General features: G+C 32.4%; 31 protein-coding genes and 2 pseudogenes. 22 read left to right on the top strand and 11 right to left on the bottom strand.

Going from position 1 to position 26,307, the window contains the following annotated elements; all coding sequences use genetic code 11:
- The first annotated feature begins 106 nt into the window (after window positions 1-106).
- Window positions 107-700, top strand: coding sequence for a DUF4825 domain-containing protein (locus tag ACLBXA_RS06550; protein WP_447617148.1), 594 nt, complete (start codon window positions 107-109; stop codon window positions 698-700).
- A 51-nt stretch (window positions 701-751) separates the two neighbouring features.
- Window positions 752-967: pseudogene (locus ACLBXA_RS06545) on the top strand (2'-5' RNA ligase family protein); the annotation flags it as partial.
- 14 nt (window positions 968-981) lie between these two features.
- Here ACLBXA_RS06545 and coaW read toward each other — a convergent pair.
- The 8 genes from coaW to ACLBXA_RS06505 all read right to left on the bottom strand — a co-directional run bounded on the left by coaW (window position 982) and on the right by ACLBXA_RS06505 (window position 7,077).
- Window positions 982-1,803: a type II pantothenate kinase gene (gene coaW, locus ACLBXA_RS06540; RefSeq protein WP_000442499.1), complete on the bottom strand. Its 822-nt coding sequence runs from the start codon at window positions 1,801-1,803 to the stop codon at window positions 982-984.
- An 86-nt stretch (window positions 1,804-1,889) separates the two neighbouring features.
- A complete protein-coding gene (locus ACLBXA_RS06535; RefSeq protein WP_000547673.1) occupies window positions 1,890-2,288 on the bottom strand; it encodes a 3-hydroxyacyl-ACP dehydratase FabZ family protein in 399 nt (132 codons plus the stop codon).
- Between the two features lie 56 nt (window positions 2,289-2,344).
- Entirely contained in the window at window positions 2,345-3,544 is a 1,200-nt protein-coding gene (locus ACLBXA_RS06530) for an LL-diaminopimelate aminotransferase (protein ID WP_000222704.1), read from the bottom strand.
- 294 nt (window positions 3,545-3,838) lie between these two features.
- Window positions 3,839-4,201: a hypothetical protein gene (locus tag ACLBXA_RS06525; protein ID WP_000757023.1), complete on the bottom strand. Its 363-nt coding sequence runs from the start codon at window positions 4,199-4,201 to the stop codon at window positions 3,839-3,841.
- A gap of 169 nt (window positions 4,202-4,370) precedes the next feature.
- A complete protein-coding gene (locus ACLBXA_RS06520; protein WP_447617147.1) occupies window positions 4,371-4,670 on the bottom strand; it encodes a hypothetical protein in 300 nt (99 codons plus the stop codon).
- Between the two features lie 153 nt (window positions 4,671-4,823).
- Complete coding sequence (locus ACLBXA_RS06515) at window positions 4,824-6,026, bottom strand: MFS transporter (RefSeq protein WP_335386127.1); 1,203 nt, start codon at window positions 6,024-6,026, stop codon at window positions 4,824-4,826.
- 294 nt (window positions 6,027-6,320) lie between these two features.
- Window positions 6,321-6,719 (bottom strand): exosporium protein ExsC, encoded by a 399-nt coding sequence (gene exsC, locus ACLBXA_RS06510; RefSeq protein ID WP_223837280.1) that lies wholly within the window; start codon window positions 6,717-6,719, stop codon window positions 6,321-6,323.
- Between the two features lie 205 nt (window positions 6,720-6,924).
- On the bottom strand, window positions 6,925-7,077 hold the full coding sequence (locus tag ACLBXA_RS06505) for a YqbF domain-containing protein (RefSeq protein ID WP_074789873.1): 153 nt from the start codon (window positions 7,075-7,077) through the stop codon (window positions 6,925-6,927).
- Window positions 7,078-7,553: 476 nt separating this feature from the next.
- On the opposite strand from ACLBXA_RS06505, the gene ACLBXA_RS06500 reads away from it, so the two are divergent.
- The 9 genes and pseudogenes from ACLBXA_RS06500 to ACLBXA_RS06460 all read left to right on the top strand — a co-directional run bounded on the left by ACLBXA_RS06500 (window position 7,554) and on the right by ACLBXA_RS06460 (window position 12,513).
- Window positions 7,554-7,922, top strand: a complete 369-nt coding sequence (locus tag ACLBXA_RS06500; protein ID WP_000071474.1) for a hypothetical protein — start codon at window positions 7,554-7,556, stop codon at window positions 7,920-7,922.
- Between the two features lie 195 nt (window positions 7,923-8,117).
- The gene (locus ACLBXA_RS06495; protein WP_332277422.1) at window positions 8,118-8,903 is read left to right on the top strand and encodes a class I SAM-dependent methyltransferase; all 786 of its coding nucleotides are present in this window, start codon (window positions 8,118-8,120) and stop codon (window positions 8,901-8,903) included.
- A 69-nt stretch (window positions 8,904-8,972) separates the two neighbouring features.
- Window positions 8,973-9,161 carry a DUF3970 family protein gene (locus ACLBXA_RS06490; protein ID WP_000621885.1) on the top strand — a complete coding sequence of 63 codons (189 nt, stop codon included), beginning with the start codon at window positions 8,973-8,975 and terminating at the stop codon, window positions 9,159-9,161.
- 77 nt (window positions 9,162-9,238) lie between these two features.
- On the top strand, window positions 9,239-10,204 hold the full coding sequence (locus ACLBXA_RS06485) for a nucleoside hydrolase (protein WP_017763289.1): 966 nt from the start codon (window positions 9,239-9,241) through the stop codon (window positions 10,202-10,204).
- A 178-nt stretch (window positions 10,205-10,382) separates the two neighbouring features.
- Complete coding sequence (locus ACLBXA_RS06480) at window positions 10,383-10,625, top strand: GlsB/YeaQ/YmgE family stress response membrane protein (protein ID WP_447617146.1); 243 nt, start codon at window positions 10,383-10,385, stop codon at window positions 10,623-10,625.
- A gap of 79 nt (window positions 10,626-10,704) precedes the next feature.
- Entirely contained in the window at window positions 10,705-11,100 is a 396-nt protein-coding gene (locus tag ACLBXA_RS06475) for a hypothetical protein (protein ID WP_000834883.1), read from the top strand.
- A 260-nt stretch (window positions 11,101-11,360) separates the two neighbouring features.
- Window positions 11,361-11,507 (top strand): hypothetical protein, encoded by a 147-nt coding sequence (locus ACLBXA_RS06470; RefSeq protein ID WP_000959552.1) that lies wholly within the window; start codon window positions 11,361-11,363, stop codon window positions 11,505-11,507.
- A 140-nt stretch (window positions 11,508-11,647) separates the two neighbouring features.
- Window positions 11,648-11,818 (top strand): annotated as a pseudogene (locus ACLBXA_RS06465) (aminopeptidase); the annotation flags it as partial.
- 23 nt (window positions 11,819-11,841) lie between these two features.
- Window positions 11,842-12,513, top strand: coding sequence for a YjgB family protein (locus ACLBXA_RS06460; protein WP_017763288.1), 672 nt, complete (start codon window positions 11,842-11,844; stop codon window positions 12,511-12,513).
- 150 nt (window positions 12,514-12,663) lie between these two features.
- On the opposite strand, the gene ACLBXA_RS06455 is transcribed toward ACLBXA_RS06460, so the two are convergent.
- Window positions 12,664-13,878, bottom strand: a complete 1,215-nt coding sequence (locus tag ACLBXA_RS06455) for an MDR family MFS transporter (protein WP_001108447.1) — start codon at window positions 13,876-13,878, stop codon at window positions 12,664-12,666.
- Between the two features lie 101 nt (window positions 13,879-13,979).
- Between ACLBXA_RS06455 and ACLBXA_RS06450 the strand changes: the two genes are divergently transcribed.
- The 5 genes from ACLBXA_RS06450 to ACLBXA_RS06430 all read left to right on the top strand — a co-directional run bounded on the left by ACLBXA_RS06450 (window position 13,980) and on the right by ACLBXA_RS06430 (window position 19,509).
- Window positions 13,980-15,716, top strand: coding sequence for an ABC transporter substrate-binding protein (locus ACLBXA_RS06450; RefSeq protein WP_017763287.1), 1,737 nt, complete (start codon window positions 13,980-13,982; stop codon window positions 15,714-15,716).
- Between the two features lie 160 nt (window positions 15,717-15,876).
- Window positions 15,877-16,500 (top strand): YhbD family protein, encoded by a 624-nt coding sequence (locus tag ACLBXA_RS06445; protein WP_000102243.1) that lies wholly within the window; start codon window positions 15,877-15,879, stop codon window positions 16,498-16,500.
- A 13-nt stretch (window positions 16,501-16,513) separates the two neighbouring features.
- A complete protein-coding gene (locus ACLBXA_RS06440; protein ID WP_001258382.1) occupies window positions 16,514-17,224 on the top strand; it encodes a bactofilin family protein in 711 nt (236 codons plus the stop codon).
- 18 nt (window positions 17,225-17,242) lie between these two features.
- Window positions 17,243-17,950, top strand: coding sequence for a hypothetical protein (locus tag ACLBXA_RS06435; RefSeq protein WP_000401028.1), 708 nt, complete (start codon window positions 17,243-17,245; stop codon window positions 17,948-17,950).
- A gap of 23 nt (window positions 17,951-17,973) precedes the next feature.
- Window positions 17,974-19,509: an MDR family MFS transporter gene (locus ACLBXA_RS06430; protein WP_000229652.1), complete on the top strand. Its 1,536-nt coding sequence runs from the start codon at window positions 17,974-17,976 to the stop codon at window positions 19,507-19,509.
- Window positions 19,510-19,563: 54 nt separating this feature from the next.
- On the opposite strand, the gene ACLBXA_RS06425 is transcribed toward ACLBXA_RS06430, so the two are convergent.
- Window positions 19,564-19,884, bottom strand: a complete 321-nt coding sequence (locus ACLBXA_RS06425) for a hypothetical protein (RefSeq protein WP_001062742.1) — start codon at window positions 19,882-19,884, stop codon at window positions 19,564-19,566.
- A 252-nt stretch (window positions 19,885-20,136) separates the two neighbouring features.
- Here ACLBXA_RS06425 and ACLBXA_RS06420 point away from each other — a divergent pair, with 252 nt between their 5' ends.
- Both ACLBXA_RS06420 and ACLBXA_RS06415 read left to right on the top strand, forming a co-directional pair.
- The gene (locus tag ACLBXA_RS06420) at window positions 20,137-20,916 is read left to right on the top strand and encodes a BC_2878 family exosporium-associated protein (protein WP_081143313.1); all 780 of its coding nucleotides are present in this window, start codon (window positions 20,137-20,139) and stop codon (window positions 20,914-20,916) included.
- A gap of 256 nt (window positions 20,917-21,172) precedes the next feature.
- Window positions 21,173-21,943: a GNAT family N-acetyltransferase gene (locus ACLBXA_RS06415; protein ID WP_000581062.1), complete on the top strand. Its 771-nt coding sequence runs from the start codon at window positions 21,173-21,175 to the stop codon at window positions 21,941-21,943.
- A gap of 353 nt (window positions 21,944-22,296) precedes the next feature.
- On the opposite strand, the gene ACLBXA_RS06410 is transcribed toward ACLBXA_RS06415, so the two are convergent.
- Window positions 22,297-22,728: a GNAT family N-acetyltransferase gene (locus tag ACLBXA_RS06410; protein WP_000027164.1), complete on the bottom strand. Its 432-nt coding sequence runs from the start codon at window positions 22,726-22,728 to the stop codon at window positions 22,297-22,299.
- A gap of 657 nt (window positions 22,729-23,385) precedes the next feature.
- Here ACLBXA_RS06410 and ACLBXA_RS06405 point away from each other — a divergent pair.
- From ACLBXA_RS06405 to ACLBXA_RS06390, 4 genes are all read left to right on the top strand, one after another.
- Complete coding sequence (locus ACLBXA_RS06405; protein ID WP_000332789.1) at window positions 23,386-23,934, top strand: spore coat protein; 549 nt, start codon at window positions 23,386-23,388, stop codon at window positions 23,932-23,934.
- A gap of 367 nt (window positions 23,935-24,301) precedes the next feature.
- Window positions 24,302-24,502, top strand: coding sequence for a spore coat protein (locus ACLBXA_RS06400; RefSeq protein ID WP_000342252.1), 201 nt, complete (start codon window positions 24,302-24,304; stop codon window positions 24,500-24,502).
- Window positions 24,503-24,516: 14 nt separating this feature from the next.
- Window positions 24,517-24,969, top strand: coding sequence for a spore coat protein (locus ACLBXA_RS06395; RefSeq protein ID WP_000415813.1), 453 nt, complete (start codon window positions 24,517-24,519; stop codon window positions 24,967-24,969).
- A gap of 460 nt (window positions 24,970-25,429) precedes the next feature.
- A complete protein-coding gene (locus ACLBXA_RS06390) occupies window positions 25,430-26,290 on the top strand; it encodes a DegV family protein (RefSeq protein ID WP_000538298.1) in 861 nt (286 codons plus the stop codon).
- Window positions 26,291-26,307 lie beyond the last annotated feature (17 nt).

Genomic DNA, 26,307 nt, shown 5'->3' with positions numbered 1-26,307 from the left:
TAAAAAATGAAAATTTTTAATTTTGATTAAAATGCGTATATTTAAAAAGGGATTTGAAAGTAAATATTGTAATTAACGAAATATCGATAAAAATGGGGGATGCTAAATGAAATATATGCATCATAACATAATCGTTATGCTAACAATTTTTTTATTTATTACGGCTTGTTCTAATGGAGAAAGAATAAAAGATATATATGATGTTAGTTCAGATGATTTTAAGAAATATACTGGGACATACGTTGGTAAAAATTCAGATGTGGTTGCAATTATTAATCATTTACCCGGTGGTGGAACAGTTCAAAGTATAAGTTTAGAAAATGAAAATATAAAAGTGAACTATGGCGCAAAAGAGAGTGGGGCTCTTACAGAAGAAATGATTGAGACGTATTGGTTTGATGAGAAAGATACGATGAAGAAGAATTTTCTCTTTAACATTATTTATCTTGTAGTTTTAGTGCCAAATGCAAACAGTTACGAGTTTCAGGTAGAGAATATAAAATTTATAATGAAAAGGGAGGAAATCCTATCAATCTTGCATGGGAAATTTGATGATTTTCCAAAAGAAGATGATATATGGGATAAAAAGAAAGTAGTAAAGTTTCTTAACGATCATAATGAAAAAATTAAAATGCTTGTGGAAGATAAAGATTTTCGGAAATCTTTATTTGCTAAATATCCAGTAAGCCAGTTGAAATAATGGAGGGGAGAAGATGGAGTTAGTATACAAAATTTCTTATCATAGAATGCAGGATCATTATTACAATTTTTGAAAGAAGACATTCCGTACATCCCACATGTAACAGTCGGAAGAAAAGAAAGTGCCGAATTAGCTGCTGAAGTAGTGAAGGAGATTCCTAGTTTTCATGGGAAGTTAAATTGTGTGATTGATAGAATAAGCGTGGAGCGAATTGGAGAGAACGGGGAATCAATTATTGAATTTGAAGTGCCATTTCTAAAAAGCTGACAAAAGTCAGCTTTTTATTTCGTAGCATGAAGTAATGCACCAATTGCACCGCTATTACCACCATCTTGTAAAAAGATTGGTGTTTTATTTTGATATTCGGTGTAGCTACTAATAATATGTTGAAGTTGTACGTTATTACATAAAGTCGAACCAATATAAATAATATGTTCAATGTTTTTTGTTTCAGCGAATTGAAGGCTTAATGCAGTAACGACTTCACCGACAAGTCCTTGTACAGTAGCTAGTATATCGGAGCTACTATTATTTGATTCTGTAATGGCTGCTTTTCCGAAGTTACTAGCAGTTAAGTTATTATCGATAGGGGAAAGAATACCACCATAAATATCTCCAACCGTAATATCTAGTTCTTTTCTAGATCCTACTTTTGTTAGAGGGATTACATCTTCAAAATGATCTATATTTGTTAACAGTTTTGAAAGTCCCATAATAGTCCCACCGCCAACTCCGGTTCCACCAGCGCGAATATATTGTTCATTATAAACGTAATGGATAGAAGTACCTGTACCGATATTGGTTAAAATAAAATTGCGTATAGCATGTTTTTCTTCTTTTAATATGTATTGGACACCTGCAAGAGTAGCTTCAAATTCGTTTAGCTCTATTATTTTATATGAACCTGTAAGCAGTTGCTGTAATAGTTTCGATTTACCACCCGTAATACATATTTGTTTTATGCCATTGTTGTTTTTAATCCAATCTATTATTTTATGTTGTTCATGTGAATAAAATTTTTCAAAAGTTAATAGCCTTTTTTCGTTAAAATAAGCTATTTTCGTTAATGTGCCTCCAGCATCGATACCGATAGTACGTTCCATTTTCCTGCTCCTAACTACGTAATATGTTTTCCTATTTATTTTTAATTGGTTGAGAATAGATATTCCCAACTGATATAAGGAACAATTTAATCTGCTTGATATATTAATAGTTTTTCTATAGTTACAATAGGCTGGTCGTTTACAGTTGCAATACCTTTACCAAGAACAAAACCTCGGCGATTGCGCGTTAGTTCATAATGTAAATCAAGTTTATCACCGGGATATGCTTTTCCTTGGAATTCAACTCCATCTAAAGAGGAGAGGAATCCTAGTCCTTCAGAATCACTTGTATGTACAAATGCACTAAGCTGAGCAAGTGCTTCTACAATTAACATATGAGGCATATGTTTTTGATTATCATTTATAAACCATTCGTTATTTGTAATGAGTTTATATCCTGTAACGGATTCACCTTGTTTTACATTTGTTACTTTATCAGTCATTAAAAATGGATAACGATGGGGAAGAGTGTCTTTAATATGCATATGAAAGTACCTCCAATTAATAATACCCCTGCTAAATTTAAGCAGGGGAGTGGGAACTAATTTTTAACTAATTCATTTACTTTTTCAAGAGTGAAAATGCCGCTATTTCTAATGTTTTCAACAACTTGTTGCAACACTTCTTTATCTTGAACGAGTGCAATACGTACGAAGCCTTCTCCGTGAGGTCCAAATGCATGACCAGGTGTAACAACGACATTCGCACGATCCATTAATGCATAAGCGAAGTCTAGAGAAGTCCATCCTTGTGGAATTTCAGCCCAGACAAACATACTACCAGCTGGCTTATCGACATTCCAGCCAAATGTTCGGAATCCATCGACTAAAGTATCTCTCCGTTCTTGATAAATATCGCGGTTTTTCTCACAAAATACAGCGCCATTTCTTAGTGCTGCAGATGCCGCTTTTTGAATTGGTAAAAATACACCGTAATCGGTATTAGATTTAAATTGAGTAAGTGCACGAACAATTTCTTCGTTTCCAATCATATATCCAATACGGCTACCTGCTAAACTATAACTTTTTGACAAAGAATTGATTTCTACACCAACTTCTTTAGCACCATGTACAGAGAGGAAGCTAATTGGCTTATTACCATCGAAATAAAATTCAGCATAAGCAAAATCATGGACAACGATAATATTATGCTTTTTCGCGAATGCGATTACTTCTTTAAAGAAATCTTCATGAGCCATTGCTGGAACGGGATTCCCTGGGAAGTTTAAAATCATCATCTTCGCTTGATCGGCAATTTCTTCAGGGATGACTCCTAAGTCTGGTAAGAAATCATTCTCTTTCTTTAAAGGCATGTAGTAAGATGTTGCACCAGCCATTTGAATACCTGTTTCATAAGCTGTATATCCTGGATCAGGAACTAATATAATATCACCTGGATTTGCATAAACCATAGGTAAATGAACGAGCCCGTCTTGTGAACCCATTAATAATAAAACTTCTTTATCCGCATTTAATAAAACGTTATGAGTGTTGTTGTAATATTCAGTTACAGCTTCGTGAAATTCTTGAATACCTGATAATGTATACCCGTAGCTCTCTTTCTCACTCGCTGTATGTACCATTGTTTCTCTTACAAAATCAGCGGGCGGCATATCAGGATTTCCGATGCTCAAATCAATCATGTTATGACCTGCTGCAATTTTTTCTTTTTTATAGGCTCCTAATTCACTAAATATAGAAGATTGGAATGCTTTCATTCTAGTTGCTAACGTGTAAGTCATCAAAACCCCTCCTAAAACAGTGCTTTCATTCTGCGTTTTTAATTATTCTGAAAACACATGTTTATATTTTATCATTTTTTTATGAAAATTAAAACGATTGACAAATTTAGAGGAAGGATTAGCCTATTTTGAAAAGTATCGATGTAAATAGCGTAGACGTGTTAATTGAAATGTCTATTATAGGATTCATTTTATATAACTTAAGTTATTTTATAGTTTTTATTAAGTATTTGTGGAAGATTTCTAAAGTGAAATAACGCAGAAAATATTTTCTGCGTTTCCTCTGAAATGTAATCATTTCTTTTTATACGTGCATAATTTTTCAGCTATCAAAAAGTATACATTTAATGTACCGTCGGCAACTTTTAAAGTTTGCTCTGATGTAAATGAATTACCATAATCAATGTGATATACATTAGAATTTTTGACAAATGAGCCTTTATATAAATCGTCTTTATTCTTTGTGGTTTGCATTTCTACTAAATTTTGCACAATTTCCTCTTTATTTTCTTTTTTGACAACTGTTTCAAATTTATAATATACAGGGCATTCACCATTTTTATTGTCAACGACTTCCCAAGAACCGTATATATCGTTATTGCTGCATCCACTAAGTAGGATGATTAGTATAGGAATTGTAAGTAGAACCTTTTTCATTTTGTGCTCCTTTCTTTTAAAGTTGAATAAACGTGCGAATACGATAGGGATATTATAATAAATAAAGTTTAAATTTTTTTAAAGAATTATTTAATTTCATATAAAAATTTAGGAGAAATTAAATAAGCATGAATCTAGTGTAAAGTCAGATTCATGCTAGTACTATAGCCTATGTTATGTCTTTTTTGAGGATATATAAAGAGGAAAGCAGAAGCACTATTCCATTTATTATATATACGCTTGCGATCATAAAGGCTAACGTACCTGCGCCAAATCCTGCTTTATCGAATATAGAAGCAAATGTTGCGATAGTCAAAAAGACAATGGGAGTCAGTAGTAAAAATATGAAACCTGCCACGATTCTTTTTTTAAAACTATGTCCAGATAAGGAAATGGCTAAAAAGTTTAGGATGCTAAACAGAGCAATTGCAAAGAGCAGGACAATAAATACTTGGATGCCATCAGACATTTTACCACTCCTTTTATAAAGAGTACTCTTTATAATCTATTCGAAATAAAAGAGGGCTACTCCTTTAGATAATTTCAATAAACGTAATAAATAGGCGTATTATAAAACAAAGAAGTATGGATTCAATATTATATCCATACTTCTTTGTTTATTTTATAAATTCGCAGATTGCGAATGCTGTTTTTCATAATGTTTCTGCTTAGAAAGGGAAATAGAAATAATCAATAATGAAACGACTCCGAAGATGAGAACCATATATTGTAACCCAATTGTATCTAAGAAGAACCCTGTGCCAAGTAAGACGATTTGGAACATAACCCTCTCAAACATATTACGGAATGAGAAGAGGCGACCGTGATAACTTTTTTCAACTTTCGTTTGGAAAATTGTCGACATAATAGGGAAGAAGCAGCCAACGCTAAACCCAAACAAACCAAATGATGTAAGAGCCATCCATTTTATATCGCTAAAGAACAATGAAAGGTGTGCAAAAGCAGTACAAACTGCGAAGAAATATAGTAATTTTTCAGGTTTGAAATGATCAGATAGACGTTTAATTACGAAGGCACCTAACATAAATGCGACACCTTCAATTGTATATATGAACCCTTTAATCGTAGGATCATGTTGCATTTCGCTAATGTTAATAACCATTAAATTAAACCCAGCTATAAATAATAGAGGGATAATACTTAGTATAAGTGCTGTAAAAGCAATAGGAATTCCTTTTAAAATACGAAATACTTCCATAAAGCTATTATCTTTTGCAGCTTGTTTACTTGGTGTTGTTGATTTCTTGTCTTCGAATTGTAGGAAGAAAGTCGAGAGGAATAATAAGGCGTATGCTGCCATTGAGAAGGCATACATGTACTGTAAACTCATCACAACTAAAAGAATTCCACCTAGTGAAGTACCTGTAATACGAGCGATTGTACCAACATTCATATGTACACCATTCATTTGTAATAACTCATGCTCACGTACGATGAGTGGAATTACAGATTGTAATGCAGGGAAATAAAATGCTGCTGAAATTTGAAGAGCAACCATAAATGCAATCATAAATGCGATACTTTCAAATTGAATAGCAAAAAACATGAAAATAACACTTAAAACTCGACCAAACCCAGCGTAAAGAAGAACTTTTTTCTTTTCATACTGATCGATGACACGGCCAGCCATAGGTCCAACTAGAACACCGGCTAATAGTCCGATAAATAATATAACTGATTTCATGAAATCAGAAGGGACATATTTTTGCATAAATTCAAGGTTGCCAAGAATACCAAGCCATAATCCTAGACCTGCAATAAACTCCCCAATTAAAACAATCCAAACGTTTTTATTACGCCACATAACATAAAACCTCTCCGTCTTTTAAAATGAAAAACTCGTATATAAAACCTCCTTATTTATGTAGTATTTTTATACGAACTTTTTTAGAGTCAGAGTCTATATTACGTGTTTCATAATTGGATTTCAATCTTTTTGATTTGTAAAAAATTTGATGTATTAATTGATGAAATAAATGAAGCAAAACGTAAAAAATTCATGATTAAAGCTAATAGAAAGTAAGGATAAATATAAAAAAGCAAGAACGTATAACTACGTCTTGCTTTTCCAAAGTACAAAATTAAACATTAATTTCAATTAGCAATATTTACGCTCTTGTCCAATAGCTAAAGCGCTAAAAGATAGAGGACCAGCAACTTCTGTACTTGCACTACTAATAAGGTTTTCTACAGTTAATGAATATTCGTGTGTTCCACTGCTAACGTTTTGGTCTGTAGCTTGGAATGTTTGTACGTAAAATTGTTCAGAATTTGTTGATTCAATACCTACTTGTGTATTGAAAATTTCAATGTTATCAAGGAAAATTCGGAATAAAACTTGTGAAATCTCAGTTATACCTTCTACACCAACTGTAGCTATTAATTCTACTCGATTATTACGTGAATCTCTACTTGAAATTCTCAATTTCAAATTTGCTAGAATTACTTTGTTTGGAGAAGAGGGGATTGCAAAAGTTGTTGCATCAGTTTTACTTATAGGTTGAGTAGCTTAATAATCAATGATATGAGTCATATTCACAACCTCTTCATATACTGAAATACGGAAATAGGGATGAATTATCTTGGACAAATACTAGAATATTATAATAGAGTCCACAACAATTGTTGAAAAGAAGCAATTTACATAAAAGCATCAAGAATATATCATAATAAGATGATATTTTTCTTAATGCTTTTTGTAATTAAGCAGAATATTCTTCTTTACGTACTTCAAAAAATTCATTACGTCGTAAGTAATTATAAATTCTCTCAGAAACTTCTTCTTCTTCAGACACTAAGAAACGATGGTCAAAAGCGTAGAAAGATTGACCTTTAATTAATTTTACATAATATATATTAAACGCCTCCTGACACTAGATTATTACTTTCTTCATATTATGATGGCCTATATGTCTGCTAAAAATACTTGGAGTTTCAAAGGAAGTAAGTAAAGGGATGAAAGAGCTTACAATTTTGTAAGGTTTATGTCACCTTTTTCGATAGTTTACATTCACCAATTTCTTCTATACTACAAATAAGTTGCATAAAATAAGGGGGTAAAAAGATGGATGAAGTAATTGGAGAAGTTGTAGCAGGTATTTGTGAATTTGTAGTAGAAGTAACAGCGGATGCTATAGGAAGTTTAGTTTCCGGAAATGATGAGGAAAAAGAAACATTATAATAATTTGTAAAAGTATAAAGTTGATCAAATTGTAAAGGCTGATTTCTAAAGGGAAGTCAGCTTTTTATTTTTTACATTATATTAACTTAATTTGAATATTCATTTGTTATTATATTGAAGAAACCTATATAAGGAGGTGAATAAACAAATATGTCGAATTCGGGGGCTGATTTATCTGTTTCTCGTTTGATTGTGGCAAATGTAGAGGAAAAGGAATATCATTTTATTGTTCGTGAACATCCGATTGTAGGGAAAGTTATATCGCTATTTGAAAATGGTAAAGAATATGGTTTACTAGATAAACAAATCGCTAATAAAGATAAATTTATTACATCGGAGCTTACTAAATTAGATTATTTTAACTTAGATGTTTTATATCATACACCTGGGTGGATATGGATTGGTATGGATCAATTTGGTTTACATGCTCGTGAGGCTACTTATAACGAAGTAGATGTTATTATGAAGTTGAAAGAGGATTTATATTATATAGATATATACGAAGAAATAAAAATGTAATAAATATTTAGTCAGGTTAGGGGACAAGTTCCCGTAGCCTTTTTTGTTTAATGGTAAAACGTAAAATTATATTATTTTGATTATAGGTAAACTTGATGAGAAGTGAGATGAAAAGAGGATTTGAAAATACATGAAGAGAATTGTAATAATTATATGAATCGTATATGTAAATAACAATAGAAAGAAGATGATAAAATGAGTAAGGAAGAGCTTGTGAAAAAACAGTTTGGCAGTAATGCAGATAAGTATGTGAATAGTAAAATACATGCTAAAGGACAGGACTTACAATATGTAGTTCAACAAGTTGCGTCTCGCCATAATAATCGTCTTCTTGATGTTGCTACTGGTGGCGGACATGTTGCGAATATGTTAGCACCTATGTTTGAAGAAGTAGTTGCACTTGATTTAATAGAACAGATGTTAGAAGAAGCAAAAGGTTTTATAAAGCAGAATGGTCATGGAAATGTGTCTTTTGTAGTAGGAAACGCAGAGGATTTACCATTTGCAGACCATTTTTTTGATACAATTACATGCCGGATTGCAGCCCATCATTTTACGAATCCGGCTCAATTTATTTTTGAAGTAAATCGTACGTTGGAGGATAATGGATTATTCATCTTAATAGATAATGTTTCGCCAGAAAATAATGAATATGATACATTTTATAATTTTATAGAAAAAAAGCGGGACCCAAGTCATGAACGAGCTCTAAAAAAGACAGAATGGCTTACTTTATTAGAAAAAAACGGTTTGCAAATGCAGTCATGTCTTACTTTTGATAAGAAGTTTGATTTTGACTGGTGGTGTAATATGATGAATGTCCCTGTACAAAAGCGCGAAAAATTAACAGAATGTATGATGAAAGCACCAAACGAAATGAAGGGATATTTTAATATTCAATTTAAAAATAATAAAGTAGATTCATTCTATACTGAAATGGCTATGTTTATATGTAAAAAAAGTACAACATTAAAAAGATAAATGTGTTGCAGTCTTTCTGAAGTACGATATACTTAGTACAGAGAAACTGAGAATTGAGGAATAGTTATAATGATTCGTGTACGCATTGAAGGTACTGAGGAAGAAATGCTTGAATTTATGGGGAAAATGCCGGACATTCCTGGATTTGAAAAGACACATATGAGAGAGCCGAGAAAAGGAAATAACCCGAAATACGATTCGAGTAAAAATGTACTAGCATATTTGTCTTATAAAAAGATTGAAGTCGCCAATAAATAGGCGGCTTTTTTAGTTTGCGCTGTTTCACCGCCTTGTCTTTTTCACATAATAATAATAGTAGATTATGCTGAAGAGGGGTGAGAATAGTTAATAAGAAAATCATCTTTTTTGGAGACTTTGGTATTGATGACGCCGTAGCGTTAATTTATGCAAATAAAACATGTAAATTAGATATTCTAGGTATTGTTGCAGAGTACGGGAATGTATCACGAGAAATCGTTACGGAAAATGTTTATTTTTTAGAAAGGTACTATGCTACACATGTAAAAATTATTGAAGGTGCGAGTAGGCCGATGACAGCTGAAGAACCTTTGTTTTTCCCTGAAATCCATGGGGATCACGGTTTAGGTCCTATTAATCCACCTGAGATGAGAATTTGTAAACGAGAAAATTTTTGTGAATTAATCAAATTAATCGAACCTTGTCCAGAAGATATTATAATTGTGGCGACAGGAAGACTAACGACGCTTGCTACGTTATTTTTATTGTATCCCAATATAATGGATCGTATTTGTTCGTATTATATAATGGGCGGTGCTTTCCTATTTCCAGGTAATGTTACACCAGTATCTGAAGCGAATTTTTATGGTGATCCAATTGCAGCAAATATTGTTATGAAATATGCGAAAAACGCTAGTATATACCCGTTAAATGTAACACAGGGCGCGCTTATTACGCCTGAAATGGCCAATATAATAGATAGACAAGGAACTGGACAGGCGAAACTCATTAAACCAATGATTGATTTTTATTATGAGAACTTCTATAAAAAAGAATATCCGGGTATTGGTGGAAGCCCTATACACGATTTACTACCGTTTGTCTCGTTTATAAATGATAGTATTTTTGAATATAAAAAATCGGCAGTGTGGATTAGTACGACAAATGATGTGACTAGGGGCCAAAGTGTAGCTGACTTTAGAAAAATAGCTGAACCAACAAGGTTTGATGGTCGGCCGATTCAAAGAATTGCTGTTGGTTTTAACTATCCTGCTTTTAAAGAAGAGTTTATGCGAACAATATTGAAGCCAGATTGTCCTTAATGTGTTAATAATAAGTCGGATAAATCGTTAGTCCGAAAAATGGTTTATCAGTCTGTATTATTCTCAAAAGTCTTATAGTTGAGCAGCATGAATAACTTATGAAAAATGTCACATAACTAATGGTAAGCAATTGTTTCTAATTATATTTTGATTGGTTAAATATAAAGGAGGTTATTATATGATTTGGTCTTTAATCGTTGGTGGTTTATTAGGATGGTTTGCAAGCTTAATTACTGGAAGGGATGTACCAGCTGGTGTAATTGGTAATATTATTGCTGGTATTATCGGTTCTTGGATTGGTACGAAATTACTTGGTAGTTTCGGTCCTGTAATAGGCGGATTTGCAATCATTCCTGCTTTAATTGGTGCGGTTATTTTGATTTTCATTGTGAGTTTTTTACTACGAGCAATGCGGAAATGAATGTAGCAGGACTGTTTACATTTGTAAGCAGTCCTTTTTATATGTTATGCTAGTATTATACAATCAGGAGGTGTCAGCATTGAAATCATTTACAGTAAATTTCCATCAAGAAGATAATGCAAAAGCGACAACAGTACATAAATTAAGTGAAGAGGACTTCAATAAAGCAACTGAAAAAGGTACTCGTCATTTATTTGATTTAGATACAAACGTTGGCTTCTTCGTATTCTTTGATGCAGAAGATGCAGAAGGAAATGATCAATACTTAATGTTACAATATGAAGGGGATCATGAAGAACCAACTGCGTGCTACGGATTTGATTTAAAACTATATTATCAATTTTTAGCGCTATACTTAAACGATCTTGAATTCCAAGGCGAAACAGATGAGGAAGAGGAAGAATACGGTCCAATTCATCATTTAGCGCACTTACTTTATCATATTGTTGAAGATGGTAAATCAATCGAAGTATAATATACATATTTGAAGCTGTCCTTTTGGGGCAGCTTTTTTATATGACATTGAATTGGTGTATTATTAGTTGAACCAATAAGGCTTTTACGGGCAGCCCTGCCTATCTAACTTCTTTGCTTCTGCTGAATTTTGAGGTGGAGATTTTACTGCCCGGCAAATAGCAGGATAAATTCATAATAGAAATTTATTTATTACTTTCATGTTAGCATCGTAAAACACCTGTTATAATGATTGTAATTAAATTCATGGAGGCTAATTCTATGCTTGTAGATGTAAAAGCTTTTATTAAAGCTGCAGGTTTAACATGTATTTCATCGTTAAGTGGAGATAACACGTTTGTTTATAATTTTGAAACTGTAAAAAACACTATCGCTACACTTTTTAAGAAGCTAAGATTTACCATTTAATTTCATTTCAACCAGTAGGAAAAGAGTAATCACTTCCTACTGGTTTTTTTTCTGTTTGAAGGAGCTGTTGTGACAACATGTTTTAAGTGATAGATAGAGGATATTGTCATTGAGAAGAGAAGGGTTAAATAAGGAGATGAAAATGGTTTCGTTTATCAGGAGGTAGTTACTTCGGATATAACAGACTTGGTTACTTTTTAGAAACAGCTTTTGTAATATATTTTGTACAAGCTTTTTGAGAGAGTGAAGTACTGACTTTTTGGAACAAACATAATTTGAAAAGTAGTGTAATGGGTTGGTTAACGAAATAAATAAGATGCAATAGGGGGTAAAAATGATGAAAATATATTTAAAAATAGTTATGTTATTTTTGGTGTTTACATGTATGTTTGCGCTAGCCGCATGTAAAGAGACAGACGGAAAAAACGAAACAAATCCAACTTTGGAAAATAATAAAAATAAACAAAGTAATTCTTCAGAAGAACAGAAAAATCTTGAAACAAAACCAAGTAATGAAAAAACAACAAAACCATCAACTGAGCCAGATTCGAAAAATAGAACATTTAATCAAAAATCAATTAACCACATTAAAGATTTGTTTGAATTAGCAAAAGAAGGAAAAGTACCTAATGTACTATTTGGAGCCCATACAGGGGATATTGAAGAAATAGAAAAAGCATGGGGGAAAGCGAATAAAACCGAACAAGCAGGGAACGGAATGTACGCAACTTTTACAAATAAAAATGTTGTTTTTGGATTTAATAAAGGGTCACAAGTTTTTGATGTACGCTCATATCATGCAGAACTAAAATCGATTACATTACAAGAAATTGAAAAAGTGTTAGGAAAACCATCTTCAGTTAAAGGGAATGGTGGAGACAAAATATATGTATACAAAGTAAATAACCAGTATGAGTTAAAATTTGTCATTCCAAAATCGACTGGTAATGTAGATCATATTTCCGTGTTTTCACCAGAGGATAGTATTAATAAAATGGCAGGATAAGAAATTAAGTGATTTCAAAAACACCTCGCTCTTTAAGTGAGGTGTTTTAGTTGTAAACAAGGAACGTCTCATTTCATATGCGAAATACTTCACTTTTGTTTTTTAGCATGCATCCAATAAGAAATGTTGATCTACTGAAAAAGTAGTAACTTATAAATTATGTGTAGGCTGGTTTGCGATTTTTTTTCGTTCCAAATTTTGAACAAATAACGCTTGTACAATACCTCCAACTAATAAGAAACTAGCGCAAATATAAAACAGCATACTTCCATTTAACTTACTTAATAAAACTGCACCAATAACTGGTCCACACGTTCGAGATATATCCCAGTGTATACCGTAAATTGAAAAATATAAACCACGTTTATCATGAGGTGCAATTTCTGAAACGAATCGTAATAAATGGTTTAGAGCAATACTTTCTCCAATGACTAAAAAGAGTAAGGTGAAGAATAACGACAATATCGTCGTTGAATAACTAAAGCCAACTGCAGCTATTGTATAGCAGGCGTAAGAAATAAGGATGATTTTCGCCATAGAAAATCGTTCAGACCATTTTACGAGGAAGATTTGTAGAATGATTTCCAAAATGGCTTTACATGTTGAAATAAATGCGAGTATGAATACGAGATTAAGAAATACATGTTCTGCGAAAATACGATAATTCGTCTCAGTTTGTGCATAAAAAAAGCTAATAGGAAGTGTAGAAACCATAAGACCGAATATGGCGTAATGTTTAAAAATAAATTGCTTTGGTGAACTTGCCTCAACTGTTTGTTTTGACATACTTATTGGTGGAACGGTTTCTGGGAGCTGGGTCCAAACAACAACGGCATATATCGTAAGGGTTACACTTTGCACGATAAATAAATATTCTGGGTGAGTATTATAAAAACTTGCACCGATTAAAGGGCCGACTACGGATCCAATTGCTCCCATCGTTTGTAGGAGAGCAAAAATTTCTGCTTGCTGCTCTTTTTTTGTTAAATCAGCAATTTGTGCACGTTGAGCCGGAATATATAAGGAACGGCCAATGCCATTAATGACATATAACAGTGCAAATATAAAAACGGATTGAGCGAAAACGAAACTACCGATTGCAACACTTTGTAGCAATAAGCCGAGTAACATAATTTTTTTCCGGCCATATTTATCAGTAATTCCTCCAGCAATAAGTGTAAATAAAATGTCTGAAAGTGGCTGTAATCCGAAAATCAGCATAGTTATTATTACATTGCCGTTTAACATTTTATTGACGTAAATAATCATAATGATAGCTAACATAGATTCAGTCGTTCTGGTTAATAATTCACCACACAGTCTAATAAAAATAGGTTTATTGTAACGAAGTAAGAGATAATTCAATATTAATTCCTCCTTTCTATATTGAAATGATAAGATGAAAGAAGAATTGGAAAAAGTGTAGAAACAATAGGGAGTATTTTTCACCTTTTAGGGGGATTATGATGTTTATTTTAGATCAATACATTGAACTATGGAGTGCTTATGGAAAAGGGGAAAAAGAGGGAGAACAATTGGAAGTAACAGTGCAAAATATATCTGAAACATTATTTTGTACAGAGCGTAATAGTAAATTAATTATAAAAAAATTAGATGAGTTAAATTGGATCAAGTGGTTTCCAGGTCGCGGCAGAGGAAATCGTTCTAAGTTAATATTTCAAAAGGACCCGATATCTTTAATTTTAGATAGAGGAAAAGAAATAACGAAAAAAGGGGATGTGAAAAGCGGGAGCATATTTGTGGAACGCTATAGCTCACATTTTCCATTAGTAAAGGAAGAATATCACTCCTGGGTGGATTCAATATTTGGTCATAAGATTGAAATGACATCTGAAGGGAGAAGAGATGTACTCCGGTTGCAAGTACAAATGAATTTAGATATCACATTAGATCCTGTATACGCTACAATGCGTTCAGAATGCCATATGGTAAAACATATATTCGATACACTCGTGTATGTAGACGGTAATACAAACATTATAGAGCCAAGACTTGCATTTCACTGGGAATATAATGATGCTGAAAAAATATGGACGTTTTATTTACGAAAAGGAGTTCACTTTCATAATGGAAAACAACTTACTGCACATGATGTTATATACTCATTGAATCGATTTATGAAGCTGGAAAATAATGCACACGCATGGATGTTACAACACGTTGAAAGTATTCGTTCAGTGGATGACTACGTTGTCGAAATTCAATTACATACGGAAAATCGAATGTTTTTACATATGCTAAGTGCAGAACAGTGTTCTATCGTGAATAAAGATGAAGCAGGAGAGCTAATTGGAACAGGGCCTTTTCAATTATATAAAAGTAATGAAAATTTGTTCATTTTAGAAGGTCATCCTTTATATTTTCGTGAAAGACCTTTTTTAGATCGTGTTGAGTTGTGGAATGTAGAACAAGGTGTAAGTACATACGATGTTTTAGTAAAGGCGCAGTATAAAGATAAAGAAAAACATAATAAAGAATTGTCTCGGCTTGAGTCGAACGTGACATATATAACATGTAATCATACGAAAGAAGGACCAATGCAAGATGAGTTATTTCGGAAAGCATTATATAAAATCATTCATGGTTATACAATCGTTCAAGAACTCGGCGGAGAACGTGGAGAAGTGGCACAGAAACTAATATTAGCAGGTGAAAGCATTGTAGAGATTGAGGAAGATGTAGAAAGTTTAATTAAAAGGAGTACTTATCATAATGAAGCGCTACAACTCTACACATTTACAGGACGAGATCATGTTGAAGATGCACAATGGATACAAAAAGAGTGTGTGAAGTACGGGATTCGTGTAGAAAATAATTTTCTTGACATAGAAGAGCTATTGGAAGTAAGTACGATACAAAAGGCCGATATGATGCATGATAGTGCCACAATAAGTGAACGAATAGAAGATAGTCTATTATATATGTTTCTTACAAAAAATAGTTTTATTCATGGACAAAGCAGCATGGACTTTCATGAAAAGTTGTCTCCTTATTTTAAACAAGAAGAATTAGAGAAAAGAGTTACACTGTTACGCGATATTGAGGATACTTTGTTACGTCAAATTCATATTATTCCTTTATATCGTAATAAACAAGAGGTAAGTACACATGAAAAAGTCCAAAATATAATGATTAATTCACAAGGTTGGATTGATTTTTATAATATTTGGTTTAAATCTTGATATATAAGGGCTTTTGCGCATTTTCATAAGATGTGTAAGAGCCTTTTTTTGTATGTGGGAATAGGTTTGTTTTACACATTGTTACCCTACTTGTGATAAAAGTCTATTTACAGCGTAACAGTGTTATGTTACATTGTTATCAGGAAGGGGTGTTATACAGTTGAGTACAGATTTAATTTCAAAAAAAGATTTATTAGAACTAACTGGTATTTCATACGGACAGTTATATAGGTGGAAGAGAAAAAATTTAATACCGGAAGATTGGTTTGTACGAAAGTCAACATTCACGGGTCAAGAGACATTTTTTCCGAAAGAAAAGATATTAGAGCGCATCGATAAGATCCAAACGATGAAAGAGGATTTATCACTTGATGAACTAGCGAATATGTTTTCACCGAGTGTGAGAGAAATTCTTTTAACAAAGGAAGACATTTTACGTAAGGAGATTGCATCAGAACCAGTTTTACAATTTTTCATAGAACAAACGAATAAAACAGCAGAGTTTCAATTTGTAGATATTCTTTATGTGTACATGTTAGAAGAATTACTACAATCGGGAGAGATTAGTTTAGAAGAAGGAAAAATGGTCTTGCAAGTTTTACGTGAAAATTATGAAACAATTAAACATAAAACTTGTGATTTAATCGTTGTCCGAAAATTAGGGATTTCTACATGTTTATTAGTTTCAAACGTGGACGATTTAATTTTTGAAAAAGGCACTAAAATCGTTTTACGCGAAGCGATTATGAAATATACCGAAGCATTAAAAACTAAATTGTTGTAGTGGAGGAGAAAGTATGCGTACAGATAATTTGATTATAAATGGTTACGGTTCATCCAATGGCGGCGAGTTTCATAAAGTACAATTAAACGGAAAAGGAACTGTGAATGGAAATGTTGAATGTGAGCAATTTGAATGTAACGGTTACGGTGCAGTTACTGGCGATTTGAAAAGTAGCAGTGCACGAATTAGCGGATCTGGTAAAGTCGATGGCACAGTTCATGCTGAAACGATGCGAATTGATGGGAAAGCAACAATTACGCAAGATGTAAAGGCAAACAGTTTGAAAATTGCAGGAAAAGGTACGATAGGTGGAAATGTCACTGGTGAAGAATTTAAGGTCAATGGTCAAGCTACAATTGACGGTAATTGTGAAGTGGATACTTTTTCTTCAGAAGGACAATTTACAATTGGCGGATTATTAAGCGCTGATGAAATAAATATTAATATTCACGGTACATGTCGAGCGAAAGAAATTGGTGGTCAAACGATTAAAGTAAAGCATAGACTAAGTACTTTTAGTAGGCTGTTTAAATCAGTATTTGGTATGCAATTAGAGGCTGAACTATTAGAAGGTGACAATATCGATATTGATTATGCTCACATAAGAACGGTAAGAGGAAATAATGTTACGGTAGGACCGAACTGTGAGATTGAACTAATCGAATATACGGGTGTTCTTACTGTTGATAAAAGCGCAAATGTAAAAGAAATTAAGCAGATTTAATGGAAGGGAGAAAATGATATGGAACATCAACACAGTCTTACTGTTAATGGTTCTGGTAGTTCAGCGGGCGGAGATTATAATAAAGTAAAGATTCGCGGTGAAGGAACGATTTCTAATGATATGAGCTGTAATGAATTTAAAACGTACGGCACGAGTGAAGTGTGCGGTAATATGAAAGTGAAAAGTTATGTCGTGTATGGAGATAGTGAAGTACAAGGAAATGTAGATGCGGAATCTGTAAAAGTATACGGAAATACACAAATGCATAGTGATGCTCATATTGAAAAAATAAAAGTAAGAGGTATGATAGAAGTTAAGGGGAAATTAACTGGTGATTTCGTAGATGTGAAAGGCGCTTTAAATGTAAAAGGAGATATTGAAGTTGAAGAACTATCACTAACTGGTGGCCTTGAAAGTGATGGATTACTTAATGCTGAAAATATTGAAATTTCACTTCGTTATGAAGGTAGCAAAGTAAGAGAAATTGGCGGTCAGAAGATTACCGTTCGTAAAAAAGCGAGATTTATTCCATTTACCAATCATGCTGGAAGCCTCCAAACATCTATCATTGAAGGAGATGATATCTATTTAGAACATACGATTGCTGAAGTTGTAAGAGGAAACAACGTTACAATTGGTCCTGGATGTGAAATTAGTATTGTAGAATATCATACTAGTTTTAACCAAAAAAGTAATGCAGTCGTAAAAGAACATAAACAAATATAAGTAGTATGAGGGAGAGCAAGGTTATGGTTGAGAAGAATAATAGGCTCGGCTTTGTTGTAGCGGGCTTATTGCTAGGTATTTTAATGGCATCAATGGATAATACCATTGTCGTTACAGCGATGGGAACAATCGTTGGTGATTTAGGAGGCCTTGAAAACTTTGTATGGGTCGTTTCTGCCTATATGGTCGCAGAAATGGCAGGTATGCCGATATTCGGAAAACTATCAGATATGTATGGTAGAAAGAGGTTCTTTATTTTCGGTTTAATCGTCTTTATGATTGGTTCGGCACTTTGTGGTACTGCTGAAAATATTACACAGTTAGGGATTTATCGTGCCATTCAAGGTATTGGCGGCGGGGCATTAGTGCCGATCGCGTTTACTATCGTTTTTGATATTTTCCCTCCTGAAAAGCGTGGGAAAATGGGTGGTTTATTCGGAGCAGTATTTGGTTTATCAAGTATTTTTGGTCCGTTGCTTGGTGCGTATATTACAGATTACATAAGCTGGCACTGGGTATTTTATATTAACTTACCGCTTGGCGTTTTAGCACTTATTTTTATTACATTCTTTTATAAAGAGTCAAGAGTTCATAGAAAGCAAAAAATTGATTGGTTTGGCGCAATTACTTTAGTTGGAGCAGTAGTTTCTTTAATGTTTGCGCTTGAACTTGGCGGACAAAAGTATGATTGGGATTCTAACTTTATTTTAAGTTTATTTGGTGGATTCGCTATTTTAATTATTGCATTCATTTTTATTGAACGTAAAGTAGAAGAACCGATCATTTCATTTGAGATGTTTAAACAACGTTTGTTCGGAATGAGTACAATTATTGCTTTATGTTACGGAGCTGCGTTTATGTCAGCAACTGTATACATTCCATTATTCATTCAAGGTGTATACGGTGGCACTGCAACAAACTCGGGATTATTACTTTTACCAATGATGTTAGGCTCAGTCGTAACAGCGCAGTTAGGTGGGTTTTTAACGACAAAGCTTAGCTACCGAAACATTATGATCATTTCTGCGGTTATTATGCTAATTGGACTATTTTTATTAAGCACATTAACGCCAGAAACAAGTCGTGTATTATTAACAGTGTATATGATTATTATCGGATTTGGAGTCGGCTTCTCATTCTCTGTACTAAGTATGGCAGCTATTCACAACTTCGGTATGGAACAGCGCGGATCTGCGACTTCGACGAGTAATTTCATTCGTTCATTAGGTATGACACTTGGTATTACAATCTTCGGAATGATCCAAAGAACAGGTTTCCAAGATCAATTAGAAGAAGCATTTAAAGGCATGAGCGGGGGAATGAATACAAACACATTAGGGGATTCAAGAGCCATTTTATCAGAATCGGCAAGATCTCAAATCCCTCCGCAAATATTAGATAAGATTATTGATGCTCTTTCTAGTTCAATTGTTCAAACATTCATGTGGGCACTGGTACCAGCTGGATTAGCATTCATATTCATTTTCTTTATGGGAAATGAGCGCATGGTAATTAAGAAAGAACAAACAAATAAAAAAAGTGAAACATCAAAAGCGTAATGAAAAAGCTCCTTTCCAATTGGAAAGGAGCTTTTTCGTATGTATGGTGTTAGATTAGCCTTCAATAATTTCGTATTCTTCGTCTGCAAGTAATAAAATTTGTGTTTTCTTACCTTTGTTTTGAACTTCAATTACATCGTATGCACCTAAGTCTCTTACTTTGCTTTGAGAAGCGTTAACCATAACTTCCATAGAATCGATTAAGATATCTTCTTCAATGTATGATTCAGGCAATGCCATATCTTCAGTTTCTAATACACATGCATATAGATTTTGTAAGTTTTCAGCAGTTGGGTTTTGTTCCTCAACATCAATGATGTTTTTTACTGCTTCCATATTTTCTTCTTTTACTTGGTATACTTTAATTTTAGCCATTGTTTTAATCTCCTTTATAACGTAATCGTAGAGGCTACACTTCATTATAACGTTTTTTTCATGAAAGATGAAATTGTTATATGTATTTATAGTAAAAATTATGTGTTATTACTCATTATTGGTGTAATTCCCTTACTAATATTATGAATAGGTAACGATATTCCTACGTTAAAGTTATATTGTCCAAGCTTTTTTGTTTTCCTTTCATATATATGTATTAGCTATTCTATATAGAGAAGGGATGGAGTGTAAGTGGATTGTGAGCCGAAACGTGATTGTGGATGTTGCCAAAATAGTATATGTGAATTTTTACAAAGTCTAGAACCGTATACTAAAGTTGAAAGTATTGTAATAGTAGGAAACGAAATCGTTGTATCTTATTTTCTTTCATTTAATGTGATGAAAGGGATTGTATCATTCGTACAAGAAGACAGTGAGGTTATTTTTGTAGATTGCTCAAAAATTGATGTAATCCGAATAGGAAAAGTTTGTAGTTGCAAATCGAAAGTTAAATATATTGAAGAGGACTTTAGCTTGCTAGGAAATGTGTGCCCGCAATGTTTAACAGAGGGGAGTACAATCTTTTTTGATTTTCATAATCCAGAATTAAATTTATCTTTACAAGCGAAAACAATTGATGCACCTATATGTACTGAATTTACAGATGAACTTGGGAATGTAGTAAAGCAATTTGCAATTGTAGGTGAAGCGATTGTTTCTAAGGATTTTGTTCAAGTACCTGAACTGTTAGATTTTCGATTAGTTTTATCGGATACTGCTGCGAACCCTTTGAAGTTTGGAATGCTGTTCATTAATTTTCCTGATATTACATTCGTTATTCTTTTCGCATCTAGTGGATACTTAAACATTTCAAATTGTTTAAAGGTAGAGAGTGGAACTGGTAATATCGAAATAGAAGAGCTGAAAAAAATGATAAAGGATGACGTTAACACGTACAAGTCAGTTGTTAAATTGACTAAAGTATATAAAAATGGTGAAATGGAATCTTTTATTTCTAAGAAGGAGTTATAACGCATTTTTTGATAAATCCTCATACATTATGTTGAGGGTTTATACATACACGATGTATATTCTAAAGTTTAAAAAGTGAGATACTCTTTTTTTATTAGATGTTATAATAATTTTATATTTGTGAATGATTTATAATTATATAAAAATTTAGTTTAATAGGTGTTTTCTTATATGGTAAATGGTTGATTGAAAAATTATATAAGTTTATTCTAAAAGATTTAGAATAAGATTGATTTTATAGAAGGCGGGAATGTAAATGATACATGAAGCGAATATACATACAAGAAAAAAACTAGTTTCTATGTTTGATGATTTCAATAACGTTATTTTACTTTCTTATTTACAAGGGCATATGGGGACTGCTTGGGTAAATGATCTTGAAAATCCAACAGTAGCACAAGTTACGGTAGGAATTTTCACATTTTACGCTGGAGACCCAAATGTGCAAGAAACAGAAGAGTTATTACGTAACATTCCTGAAAGAATTTTAGTTATCGTAAATAGTGAAGAGTGGAAACAACGCTTAGAAACATTCCATGAAAGAAAAATAGATAAGTTTTTACGCTATAAGTTCAAACGAAATTCAGAAGGTTTTAATCGTTCAAAATTACAGTCTTTTATATCAATACTTCCAAAAGGATATGAGTTAAAAAGAATAGATGAGCATATCGCAAATAGCCCTACATTACATAAAATCTCTGAAGATTTTATAAGTCAATTTCAGTCGGTAGAAGATTATATAAACCGTGGTATAGGTTATAGCATTTTATATAACGGAGAAGTTGTATGTGGTGCATCCTCGTATAGTATTTATAATGATGGAATTGAAATTGAAGTTGCGACTGATCACAATCATAGAAGAAAAGGCTTGGCAACTGTAGTTAGTGCAGCTCTTATATTGGATTGCTTAGAAAATGGAAAGTATCCAAACTGGGACGCAGCGAATACTACATCTGCTAACCTAGCAGAAAAGTTAGGATATGTTTTTGATAAAGCGTATGATACTTATTTTGTGGATAATAGATGAGTGAAGGAAATTACATACTAAAAAATAAATACGCCCTAGTACGTAAGTCTAGGGCGCATTTATTAGTTGGTAAATATCTTCATAACAATCTTATCACATTTTATCTTTTGAATGTTTGGAATTAAAGATATTTATGTGACTTTTTGAAAAAATAAAAGAGCAGCTAGCAAAAGCTAACTGCTCCTCTCCAAGGGAGAATGGAGAAATACAATCATGTTACCTATAGTATTGACGGAACATTGAGTTTTAATCAGCCATTTATAAAAGGAGAGATAAAATATCTTTGATTAATCCTTAGGCTCCGATTAGGAGTACTGATAGAAAAACGATTGAGAATATACTTTTTATTATATTTACAATTTAAATAGTAGAACGTGTTTATCGTAGTTCTCCAAACACCAATTATATTTTTTTAGAATAATTGGATGGACTGCTTCTTTCGTAGTATCGACTTCAGTATAGCCATATTTCTTATAAAAGTTTTCTAATTCCTCAAAAGGAAGACAATATACATCTTGTATTTGTGATTTTTTTACAGTTTCTACTAAAAATGAAACAAGCTCACCAGCTAATTGTAGCCCTCTAAATTTAGGGAGAATAAAAATCCCGCCCATTTCTATAGTATCTGCATCTATTTGGACTAATCGTCCAACACCTGCATACTCGTTGTTATATGTAATAATTGCAACTTTATCTCTCTTTAAATCACTTCGTACAAATCCTATTGATTCATATTGATTATTAATCCATTTTAAATCGTTAGATGTAGCTAGTTGAATACTCATATACATGCTCCTTCCGAATACTAGCGCTCTCTTCATTATATAGAACATAAGATACTATATCAAAGGAACCTTGAGATAGCACATTTGTTTAAGTTATTAGTTAAAAGTGTGGGGTTGCTGGCATTGAAATGTAGGCTTCACCAAATATAGGATAATAATGTTGTGAATTTAGTGTTACATAGTCAAAATAAAAAATAGTTCATGTGTTCGATAACGCACGATTTTTTTAGTGTAGAGAAAATCATAGGGATATTTTAATTAGTAGCTACTGTATTCATTGAAGCTATTAAGGAAATGTGGTAATCGCCAGCCTTAGTGATATAAATCATATTAGGATTTAGTAAAAAAACTCTTCCTGAAAAAGAGGGAGATTAAAGATAAGAGCACTTCGAAAAGTGCCCTTCAGTAACGACTACTCATTCTAAAAATATTATATGAAGTTAAGTGTATTTAAGTATGGGTCTTTTATATAAATGTGAAATAAAAGATGGTTGTCTTCTTGTTAGAAGGCTATTTTTTGTTATTACAAAAAAGAATTAGAAGTAAAATATAAATTCAAGTTACTTGTCCAAACAAATTATTAAAAAATACATAAAATGCTAGTAGTTAGCCAATATTTTAATATTGCTAATTTTTTAGTTTAAAAGGGGTGATTTTATGTGTGATTGTGAAGTTTGTAGACGAAAGAAAAACCGGGATCCATTAAATCGGGATTCTGAACGAAAAAAAGTGGATTCTGAGCCAATAAAAAAGGATTGTGAACCAAAAAAACAGGTTTCTGAGCCAATAAATCAGGATTCCGAATCAGTAAATTCTTATTCATATAGTAAAAATGCAAATTTTTTAGAAGAAGCTATACAAACAGATGAAATCGATCAAGTTTCTGAGGAATATATTGAAATAGTAGATTCAGCAGATGTACAAGTTACTACTACAGATACAAAAGCTGCGCTATCCATCCAAGCTGCGTTACAAGCAGCTATTGTGGTTGTAGTAAGTATTTCTATAGCAGATAGTGAAAAGGCAGATAAAATAACACAAGAATTGTTTCAAAAATCATCTATTAAACAAATTAATAGACAAAAAACATTTATTAAAAATTCCAGAAACGTAACCGTAACAACTACTGATACAGATATTGCAGTGAATATTCAAATTCTCCTTCAAATTTTATTAGCGTTACTAGTTAAACTAAACATTTTATAAAGTGTCTATCCCATTTATATTTAGCTATAATGGTTGACTCAAAGTAAATATTTTTTTGTTGTAATATGTGGTACAAGCTTGGACTTCTTATTATGACTAAATTAAAATTCAAGATTGATGGGAAGGTAAGTGGGGATAACTATACAATAGCAAAGGTGAACTTATTATTTAACAGTAATTAAAACTTATATATGTTAAGTAACGGGAGGCTGTCTTCGCATTAGAAGACAGCCTTTTGATTTCATTAGTAAAAAGAAGGGAAAATAGAAGATTAAGTTACTTGTCCAAGCAATTGTTATTTAAATACATATAATGCTGGTAGTTATTTGAAATTTTTATAGAAAACTGATAGGAGTGAACATTGTAAATGGATGATTTAAATAAATTTTCTTCCTTTAAGTTTGATAAAGATCAAAAGAATATAATTATAGACCTTTTACTCTCAGATATTTTTAATAGGCATGGGATAAATGAAGAAAAACTAAAAAATTTATCGCCAGAAAAAAAGCAGCAAATTAAAAGTATTATTTCTGAAATACAATCACAGGTTAATAATTATTTAGATTGAAAGGGGGTGAACTTATGGAAAAAACATGTCATTCAGATGGAAATAAAAAGTGGAGTGCATTAGATTCTTCAAATCCTCATCCGTCTTTTAAAAATGCTAGCGTTTCAGAAGCAGCTGCGCAAGAAAGTAAAACTTATCAAATTTCTGAAGAATCTATTACAATAGTTGATTCAGCAGATGTAGAAGTTACTACTACTGATACAAAAGCTGCGTTATCTATTCAAGCAGCTTTACAAGCAGCTATTGTGGTTATAATAAGTATTTCTATAGCAGATAGTGAAAAAGCTGATCGTGTAGCACAAGAATTGTTTCAAAAATCATCTATTAAACAAATTAATAAACAAGAAACTGTTATTAGAAATTCTAGAAATGTTACAGTTACGACTACGGATACAGACATAGCAGTAAATGTTCAAATTCTTCTCCAAATTTTATTAGCTTTACTAGTAAAATTAAATATTTTATAAAATGTTTAACCTGTTTTTTTATATATTGATTCTTACAGGTGAATATAGTACAGGCTATAAATATTAATCATTAACATCGCCAAAATAATAATGAGAACAATGTGATGGGAAATAAAGTTTGGTTGTTTTATGGAAATTTAAAAGCCATTTCCTTTATTGGATGTGGCTTTTAAATTTTAAACAGTATAAATTTTAAACAGTATAAATTTGAAAAGATTATATTAAGATAAAGAATTAAAATATGATGATACAAAATACTTATAAAATTATTCGTGTTATTGAAAAATGATAAGAAAAAGGTGTTTAAAATAGAACCATTTTCATTAATAGTTCAAGTTTTGAAGAATAGTGCATACAATATAAAGTGTTTTCCTTTCTTCATTTAAGTTTTACGTATATAATTTAAAAGTACTATTTTTATTTTATTATTTTATATTTATAACAGAATAGAGGTTTAAAAATGGGTGTTAAAATCATTACGGATAGTGCGGCGGATTTACCAGTAGAATTGCTGCAAGCATATGATATTGATTTAATTCCACTCCGTGTATATGATGAAGTAGAAACAGAGTATTTAGATGGAGTAACATTAGAGTCAGTTACATTACTGCAAAAAATGAGAGAAGGCGCTGTTTATAAAACGTCATTGCCTTCACTTGAAACTTTCCAAGAAAAATTTGTTTCTTATGCAAAAGAAGGTAATCCTTGTATATATTTAGCTTTTTCATCTGAACTGTCTGGTACATATCAATCATCAGTTGTCATTAAAGAGGAAGTAAAAGAAACATATGCAGATTTAGATTTAGAAATTATTGATACGAAATGTGCTTCGCTTGGTCAAGGGCTTGTCGTATTAGAAGCTGCTAAAATGGCAAAAAACGGCGCATCAAAAGAAGATATATTAAAACGTGTCGCTTTTCTAATGAACCATATGGAACATATCTTCACTGTAGCTGACTTACAGTACCTTGTTAGAGGCGGGCGCTTAAGTAAAGTAGCAGGATTTATCGGTGGTTTATTAAACATTAAGCCGATTTTGAACGTGGAAGAAGGAAAACTTGTCCCACTTGAAAAAGTACGAGGGAAAAAGAAAGTATTAAGCCGTATTGTTGATATTATGGAAGAACGTGGAAAATACCTTAAAGGTCAAACAATCGCTATGACTCACGGTGACGACTTAGAAACAGCTGAAGCGTTAAAAGCATTAATTACTGAAAGATTTGGCTGTGAAGTATTTATCGTAAATACAATTGGTGCAGCAATCGGTGCACATACAGGTCCTGGCGTTATAACGTTATTTTTCTTAAATGAAGTAGAGTAAAGGATTGATCTTTTGAT

Source organism: Bacillus sp. D48C, from assembly GCF_053345735.1.
Note: the sequence above shows the minus strand (reverse complement) of the source record. Positions and strands in the feature narration are given on the sequence as shown.

Excerpts from the sequence above, each read along its gene's own strand:
- ACLBXA_RS06410 (WP_000027164.1), bottom strand. The coding sequence starts at position 22,728 with ATGAGTATTCAACTAGCTACATCTAACGATTTAAAATGGATTAATAAT.
- ACLBXA_RS06520 (WP_447617147.1), bottom strand. The coding sequence starts at position 4,670 with ATGTCTGATGGCATCCAAGTATTTATTGTCCTGCTCTTTGCAATTGCT.
- ACLBXA_RS06490 (WP_000621885.1), top strand. The coding sequence starts at position 8,973 with ATGATTCGTGTACGCATTGAAGGTACTGAGGAAGAAATGCTTGAATTT.
- ACLBXA_RS06500 (WP_000071474.1), top strand. The coding sequence starts at position 7,554 with ATGTCGAATTCGGGGGCTGATTTATCTGTTTCTCGTTTGATTGTGGCA.
- ACLBXA_RS06480 (WP_447617146.1), top strand. The coding sequence starts at position 10,383 with ATGATTTGGTCTTTAATCGTTGGTGGTTTATTAGGATGGTTTGCAAGC.
- ACLBXA_RS06525 (WP_000757023.1), bottom strand. The coding sequence starts at position 4,201 with ATGAAAAAGGTTCTACTTACAATTCCTATACTAATCATCCTACTTAGT.
- ACLBXA_RS06400 (WP_000342252.1), top strand. The coding sequence starts at position 24,302 with ATGGATGATTTAAATAAATTTTCTTCCTTTAAGTTTGATAAAGATCAA.
- ACLBXA_RS06395 (WP_000415813.1), top strand. The coding sequence starts at position 24,517 with ATGGAAAAAACATGTCATTCAGATGGAAATAAAAAGTGGAGTGCATTA.
- ACLBXA_RS06535 (WP_000547673.1), bottom strand. The coding sequence starts at position 2,288 with ATGCATATTAAAGACACTCTTCCCCATCGTTATCCATTTTTAATGACT.
- ACLBXA_RS06450 (WP_017763287.1), top strand. The coding sequence starts at position 13,980 with ATGTTTATTTTAGATCAATACATTGAACTATGGAGTGCTTATGGAAAA.
- coaW (WP_000442499.1), bottom strand. The coding sequence starts at position 1,803 with ATGGAACGTACTATCGGTATCGATGCTGGAGGCACATTAACGAAAATA.
- ACLBXA_RS06495 (WP_332277422.1), top strand. The coding sequence starts at position 8,118 with ATGAGTAAGGAAGAGCTTGTGAAAAAACAGTTTGGCAGTAATGCAGAT.
- ACLBXA_RS06430 (WP_000229652.1), top strand. The coding sequence starts at position 17,974 with ATGGTTGAGAAGAATAATAGGCTCGGCTTTGTTGTAGCGGGCTTATTG.
- ACLBXA_RS06460 (WP_017763288.1), top strand. The coding sequence starts at position 11,842 with ATGATGAAAATATATTTAAAAATAGTTATGTTATTTTTGGTGTTTACA.
- ACLBXA_RS06435 (WP_000401028.1), top strand. The coding sequence starts at position 17,243 with ATGGAACATCAACACAGTCTTACTGTTAATGGTTCTGGTAGTTCAGCG.
- ACLBXA_RS06470 (WP_000959552.1), top strand. The coding sequence starts at position 11,361 with ATGCTTGTAGATGTAAAAGCTTTTATTAAAGCTGCAGGTTTAACATGT.
- ACLBXA_RS06405 (WP_000332789.1), top strand. The coding sequence starts at position 23,386 with ATGTGTGATTGTGAAGTTTGTAGACGAAAGAAAAACCGGGATCCATTA.
- ACLBXA_RS06530 (WP_000222704.1), bottom strand. The coding sequence starts at position 3,544 with ATGACTTACACGTTAGCAACTAGAATGAAAGCATTCCAATCTTCTATA.
- ACLBXA_RS06440 (WP_001258382.1), top strand. The coding sequence starts at position 16,514 with ATGCGTACAGATAATTTGATTATAAATGGTTACGGTTCATCCAATGGC.
- ACLBXA_RS06515 (WP_335386127.1), bottom strand. The coding sequence starts at position 6,026 with ATGTGGCGTAATAAAAACGTTTGGATTGTTTTAATTGGGGAGTTTATT.
- ACLBXA_RS06425 (WP_001062742.1), bottom strand. The coding sequence starts at position 19,884 with ATGGCTAAAATTAAAGTATACCAAGTAAAAGAAGAAAATATGGAAGCA.
- ACLBXA_RS06550 (WP_447617148.1), top strand. The coding sequence starts at position 107 with ATGAAATATATGCATCATAACATAATCGTTATGCTAACAATTTTTTTA.
- ACLBXA_RS06415 (WP_000581062.1), top strand. The coding sequence starts at position 21,173 with ATGATACATGAAGCGAATATACATACAAGAAAAAAACTAGTTTCTATG.
- ACLBXA_RS06390 (WP_000538298.1), top strand. The coding sequence starts at position 25,430 with ATGGGTGTTAAAATCATTACGGATAGTGCGGCGGATTTACCAGTAGAA.